The following is a 5,583-nucleotide window of genomic DNA, read 5'->3' as shown; positions in this document are numbered from 1 at the left end:
CCCCAACCCCCGTTCGACCTGCACGGAAAGGGCCTCAGGGGTGCTGCGCACCCTACGCGGATTGGCCACCGCGACAAGGCGCACTTCCCTGCACGCCCCACGAGTGCAACGCTTCGTGATCGAATGCTTCACGCCAAGTTGCCAAGTCGACAATGTGCCGAGTGCCGATCCGGCCACTGCGGCGCAACGGGACACAGTAGATTCGATCTTGACTGTCTAGGCGGGGGACTCGTGCAGGACCGAGGGGAAACGTGCAGGAGCGACACAACCGAGGAGCCGCGACCACCGAGGGGGGCTTAGCAGTATGAGCCACGACTCCACTGCCGCGCCGGAAGCCGCGACCCGGAAGCTTTCCGGGCGACGTCGCAAGGAGATCGTCGCGGTGCTGCTGTTCAGCGGCGGCCCCATCTTCGAGAGTTCCATACCGTTGTCGGTGTTCGGGATTGACCGCCAGGACGCCGGCGTACCGCGCTACCGACTGCTGGTGTGCGGCGGCGAGGACGGCCCACTGCGGACCACAGGGGGCCTCGAACTCAGCGCACCGCATGGCCTGGAAGCGATCTCGCGGGCGGGCACGGTCGTCGTACCGGCCTGGCGTTCGATCACTTCTCCGCCACCGGACGACGCGCTCGACGCGCTGCGCCGGGCACACGAGGAGGGCGCCCGCATCGTCGGGCTGTGCACCGGCGCCTTCGTCCTCGCGGCGGCGGGCCTGCTGGACGGCCGGCCCGCGACGACACACTGGATGTACGCGCCGACGCTGGCGAAACGCTATCCGTCGGTGCACGTCGATCCGCGGGAGCTGTTCGTCGACGACGGTGACGTGCTGACATCGGCCGGTACGGCCGCGGGCATCGACCTGTGCCTGCACATCGTGCGCACGGACCACGGCAACGAGGCGGCAGGGGCCCTGGCCCGGCGCCTCGTCGTGCCCCCGCGCCGAAGCGGCGGCCAGGAGCGCTACCTCGACAGGTCTTTACCAGAGGAGATCGGCGCCGACCCGCTCGCCGAGGTCGTCGCCTGGGCGCTGGAGCACCTCCACGAACAGTTCGACGTGGAGACGCTGGCGGCACGCGCGTACATGAGCCGTCGTACGTTCGACCGCCGCTTCCGCTCCCTGACCGGGAGTGCCCCGTTGCAGTGGCTGATCACGCAGCGGGTGCTCCAGGCGCAGCGCCTGCTGGAGACGTCGGACTACTCGGTGGACGAGGTGGCGGGGCGCTGCGGCTTCCGGTCACCGGTCGCCCTGCGCGGGCACTTCCGCCGCCAGCTGGGCTCGTCGCCGGCCGCGTACCGGGCGGCGTACCGCGCCCGTCGCCCCCAGGGCGAGCGGCCGCAGGACACCGAGGCCGCCCAGGGCGGACCGGGGTCCGGCATGCCGGGCCACGGGGGGCATCCCGGCCAGCAGGGCCAGCCGCCCGCCTCGCTGCACCCGGAGCACCCCGTCCCGCTCCAGTCCCGCCGTACGGCGGCGGCGAGCGCGGTCGGATCGTCCCCGGCCATGTCGACGTCGGCGTCGACCGGGTCGGACAACGGCCGGGAGGCGTACGTGCCGAGCCGGGCGAGTCTGCCGGGGCAGCGCAGCGCGACGTGATGTGACGTGAGCCGGTGACCGGGCCCGCGTGGAGGAAGTCTCCGCGCGGGCCCGGTGCCGTATCGGGGCGAGTGGGCCCTTGATACGAGGCGGGAGCGCCCTTGATACGAGGCGGGAGCGCCTTTGGCCACAAGGTCACCGCACGGTCGGCTCAGCCCGGAGCGGCTCCCCGTAAGGTGAGACACATGAACGATCGCATGGTGTGGATCGACTGCGAGATGACCGGCCTCTCGCTGTCGGACGACGCGCTCATCGAGGTGGCCGCCCTCGTCACCGACTCCGAGCTGAACGTGCTCGGCGAGGGCGTGGACATCGTCATCCGGCCGCCGGACAGGGCGCTGGAGACGATGCCGGAGGTGGTGCGTCAGATGCACACCGCGTCCGGGCTGCTCACGGAGCTGCCGAACGGCACGACGCTGAAGGACGCCGAGGAGCAGGTCCTGACGTACGTCAGGGAGTTCGTCAAGGAGCCGGGCAAGGCCCCGCTGTGCGGCAACTCCGTCGGCACGGACCGCGGCTTCCTGCTGCGCGACATGCCGACGCTGGAGGACTACCTGCACTACCGGATCGTCGACGTGTCGTCGATCAAGGAGCTGGCCCGCCGCTGGTACCCGCGGGCGTATTTCAACAGCCCGCAGAAGAACGGCAACCACCGCGCGCTCGCCGACATCCGCGAATCCATCGCGGAGCTGCGCTACTACCGCGAGGCCGTCTTCGTCCCGCAGCCCGGGCCCGACTCGGACACCGCGAAGAAGATCGCCGCGAAGCACGTCCTGCCTGCCCAGTAGCCATGCCGGGGGCCCGCGGAGGGGCGCCGCGAAAGCCGGGCGCGAGCACCCCTTCGGACCCTGTACACTTTTTCTCGGCCGGTCGGGGAAGTCACTGATCTCCAAGCCGGTCATGGTGGGTGTAGCTCAGCTGGTAGAGCACCTGGTTGTGGTCCAGGATGCCGCGGGTTCGAGTCCCGTCACTCACCCTCACTAAAGAGGCCGGTGACCTGTAGTAATCAGGTCACCGGCCTCTTTCGTATCCGCCGTGGCCACACAAGTGGCCCCCCGGGATCTTGAGAAGGGTTCTACCTTCCACCCATGGCGAGCATCCGCAAGCGCTTCCGCACGAAGGCCACCCACCCGGGGGCCTAGCGCAACGGCAGCTCCGCAAGCATGACGGCGTACACCGGGGAGTCGGGGAAGGGCTGGCGCTCGCCGACCTTCCGGAAGCCCCAGGACTCGTACAGCTCTTGGACCTTGGGGTGCGTGACGTCCACCAGGAGTACGGCGAGGTCCTCGTCCCGCTCGTCCAGCAGGGCCCGGCTGACCAGCTCGGACACGCCCCTCTTCCGGTACTTCGTCCGCACGGCCAGCTCCGAGTAGGAGAAGGTGCGGTCCTTCCCCGGGTCGGGGGCGGGCTTCAGGTGCTCGCGCCACCACTCGCGGTAGGGGGTTGACGGGGCTCCGTACCCGAAGGCCACCGCCACGTCGTCATCCCAGGCGATCACGCAGTCGAAGTCCGGGTTGCCGCCCCAGTGGTCGACGAACCAGGGGAAGCGCTGGTTGAACTCGTCGTTCATCGCATCCGCGTAGGCGTCCGCATGGATGTCGATCAGCGTCTGCCGGACCTGCGGCAGGTCGGCATGCGTGTAGCGGCGGACGACCAGATCAGCGGCACTCAAGATCGGCTCCATTCGGATCGGAAGCGGTCTCCCCACTCTCGGGCGATCCCGGCATCCGGCGCAAGCGTGATCAAGTCACGGTAGAAGTCGCCGAGGAGGGAGCGCATCCGGCCCGGGATGGGGGTACCCGCCATCAGCTCAAAGGCGGTCGACGCGGTGGAGCACGCCTGGTCGATGTCCCGCTGGTGGAGCTGGGCGAGAGCGAGCCGTGTGGTGGCCAGCGCCCGGTTCCTGCGGAACTGCTCAGGGATCGCGCCCAGGGCCTTGTGGGAGGCTGCCTCGGCCTCTGCGGCGTCCCCGATCCGGTCTCGGACGATGGCCGTCATGGCCATCAGCTCAGCCGGGCCGTAGAAGGCCAGCCAGCTCGGACGAGGCTGGTCCCGATCCACCTTGCCCAGGGCCTCCTCTGCATGCCCGAGAGAGCGCAATGCGGCCTGACGGTCGCCGAGGTTGGAGTGGCCGATGGCAGTACGGGCGTGGGCGAGGGAGGCGAACATCGGGTCCCGCTTGGTGACGGCCGTGGCCTGAGCGGCCAGGCCTGAGTCGACGGCCTCCGTGTGCTCCCCGCGCTGGTGGGCCAGCATGGCGTACGAGTTCCAGACCCTCATCTCCGCCACGGGGTCCTGGGCCATTCCGGCCAGGTACAGCGCCCGTCCCAGGAGAGCCTGGGCCCGGTCGGCCTGCCGGGCGTCCAGAGCGCTCCAGGCGGCCGTGGCGGTGTAGTCGGCAGCGATCGAGAAGAGCCGGAGCCGGATGCGCTGAGTGGCGCCGAGCTTCTGCTTTTCCAGGGCATCGGCCGCCCCGGACAGCGCGGCTCGCTCCAGACCCTCGTGGCCTCCCCTGGTGTCGTCCAGCTCCATCAGGGCGTCCAGGCCCGAGCGGAGCCGGAGAACGTCAGAGGTGCCGACCTGCGGGGGCACTCCGACGAACGGCACCGCAGCGGCGACCGTGCCGGTGGTGGCGGTGAGGAAGTTCCTGCGCCTCACAGGCGCCTCCGGTTGGGTGGTGGGGCGTCTTGCCGCTGGCGGGCTGAAGCCCAGCTCCTCGGCCCTACATCCGAATACTGCCTCTAAGGCTTCCCGCTGACGCGGGTGCGGCCACCGGGTTTTTCCGGTGAGCCAGTTCCGGACGGTCCGGTCGCTCACGGTCCCGTCATAGCCGGAGGCCCACAGTTGGCCATTGACGGCTTCGGCTAACTCGGCCTGCTTGAAGCCCGCTTCCTGCATGGCGCCGGCGAGGCTCGTGTTCCCCTCCACATACCCACGGTAGCCACTGATGCTCCATCAGTGATGGCGACAGCCGAGAATTTCCGCTTGGGCGAGATGCACACCCGGCCGACTTTTCCTCCTCGGGAGACACGAGCGGTCGTTGACTGAACCAAGGCCGTCGTACACCGACACCCCTGAGGTTCAGATGATCGTGTCAGCGAAGCCGCACCACACGGGACACCCCGGATACTCCGAGACACTCCCGGGTCTGGAGGAGAGCGCCGAGACCGCTCGCAGGCTCGTGCGGACGACTCTGGCCGCTTGGCACATGGAGGAGCTGACGGACACCGCCATACTTCTCGTCTCGGAGCTGGTGGCCAACGCGGTCAAGCACACCAACAGCCGCGTGATCCGGGTCGTCATCACCAGACCTGGCGAGCGGTTCGTGCGGATCGGCGTGGTCGACAAGGCCCGCATGCTGCCAGAGCTGGCCGAACCCAGTGACGACCTCCTCACCAGCGGCCGAGGTCTCCTCCTGGTCGATGCCCTGGCCGAGCGCTGGGGCACCGACCTCTACCGATGGGGCAAGCAGGTCTGGGCCGAGGTGTTCTGCGAGCCGGCCCGGTGACCGAGGAGAAGCCCAGGGCGTGGGTTGGCGACCAGGTGTACGACGCCAGCGCGGGCAAAGAAGGCATCGTCAGCGACGTGAAGCGGGACGGTGCGTACATCCTGCGCGGGGTCAACTCGTTTGCCCTGAGATGGAAGGCCCCGAGCCCCGAGAAGCTGACCGTGACCGAGCCCCGTCTGGAGCGCGTCAAGAAGGAACGCGCGGACAGCGGCCGTCTATCTGCGCGGACGGTTGGCAGTGGCGAGGACGTGCGATCGTGACGCCATGGGTGAGCTGGTCGAGCGGGTCGACGAGCAGGACCGGGTGATCGGGGTGGTCGACCGGGACGAGGCGATCCGGCACGGCTGGCTGCACCGGGTCGCGACCACGGTCTGCCGTGATCCGCAGGGGCGGGTGCTGGTGCACCGGAGGCCGGAGCACATCTCCCGGTTCCCGGGTCATTACGACTGGCTGGTGGGCGGGGGCGTCGAGGTCGGGGAGG

At 69.3% G+C, this 5,583-nt stretch carries 7 protein-coding genes and 1 tRNA gene; 6 read left to right on the top strand and 2 right to left on the bottom strand.

Annotated elements, in window-relative coordinates:
- Window positions 1–304: 304 nt before the first annotated feature.
- The 3 genes from CA983_RS40010 (at window position 305) to CA983_RS40000 (ending at window position 2,570) form a co-directional block, all read left to right on the top strand.
- The gene (locus CA983_RS40010; protein ID WP_086605599.1) at window positions 305–1,594 is read left to right on the top strand and encodes a helix-turn-helix domain-containing protein; all 1,290 of its coding nucleotides are present in this window, start codon (window positions 305–307) and stop codon (window positions 1,592–1,594) included.
- Window positions 1,595–1,779: 185 nt separating this feature from the next.
- Complete coding sequence (gene orn, locus CA983_RS40005; protein ID WP_086605598.1) at window positions 1,780–2,382, top strand: oligoribonuclease; 603 nt, start codon at window positions 1,780–1,782, stop codon at window positions 2,380–2,382.
- 115 nt (window positions 2,383–2,497) lie between these two features.
- Window positions 2,498–2,570 (top strand) — tRNA-His (locus CA983_RS40000).
- 162 nt (window positions 2,571–2,732) lie between these two features.
- On the opposite strand, the gene CA983_RS39995 is transcribed toward CA983_RS40000, so the two are convergent.
- Window positions 2,733–3,278, bottom strand: coding sequence for a GNAT family N-acetyltransferase (locus tag CA983_RS39995; protein WP_086605597.1), 546 nt, complete (start codon window positions 3,276–3,278; stop codon window positions 2,733–2,735).
- Entirely contained in the window at window positions 3,263–4,522 is a 1,260-nt protein-coding gene (locus tag CA983_RS39990) for a helix-turn-helix domain-containing protein (protein ID WP_086605596.1), read from the bottom strand. Before CA983_RS39990 ends, CA983_RS39995 begins: the two co-directional genes overlap by 16 nt.
- A gap of 157 nt (window positions 4,523–4,679) precedes the next feature.
- On the opposite strand from CA983_RS39990, the gene CA983_RS39985 reads away from it, so the two are divergent.
- The 3 genes from CA983_RS39985 to CA983_RS39975 all read left to right on the top strand — a co-directional run.
- Window positions 4,680–5,102, top strand: a complete 423-nt coding sequence (locus CA983_RS39985) for an ATP-binding protein (RefSeq protein ID WP_086605595.1) — start codon at window positions 4,680–4,682, stop codon at window positions 5,100–5,102.
- On the top strand, window positions 5,099–5,362 hold the full coding sequence (locus CA983_RS39980; RefSeq protein WP_086605594.1) for a hypothetical protein: 264 nt from the start codon (window positions 5,099–5,101) through the stop codon (window positions 5,360–5,362). Before CA983_RS39985 ends, CA983_RS39980 begins: the two co-directional genes overlap by 4 nt.
- A gap of 4 nt (window positions 5,363–5,366) precedes the next feature.
- A partial coding sequence (locus CA983_RS39975) for an NUDIX hydrolase (RefSeq protein WP_483027228.1) occupies window positions 5,367–5,583 on the top strand: 217 nt, incomplete at its 3' end.

The sequence above is a fragment of the Streptomyces swartbergensis genome, from assembly GCF_002148965.1.
In the GTDB taxonomy this organism is placed as follows: Bacteria; Actinomycetota; Actinomycetes; order Streptomycetales; family Streptomycetaceae; genus Streptomyces; species Streptomyces swartbergensis.
This window is presented reverse-complemented; position numbering and strand designations above follow the sequence as displayed.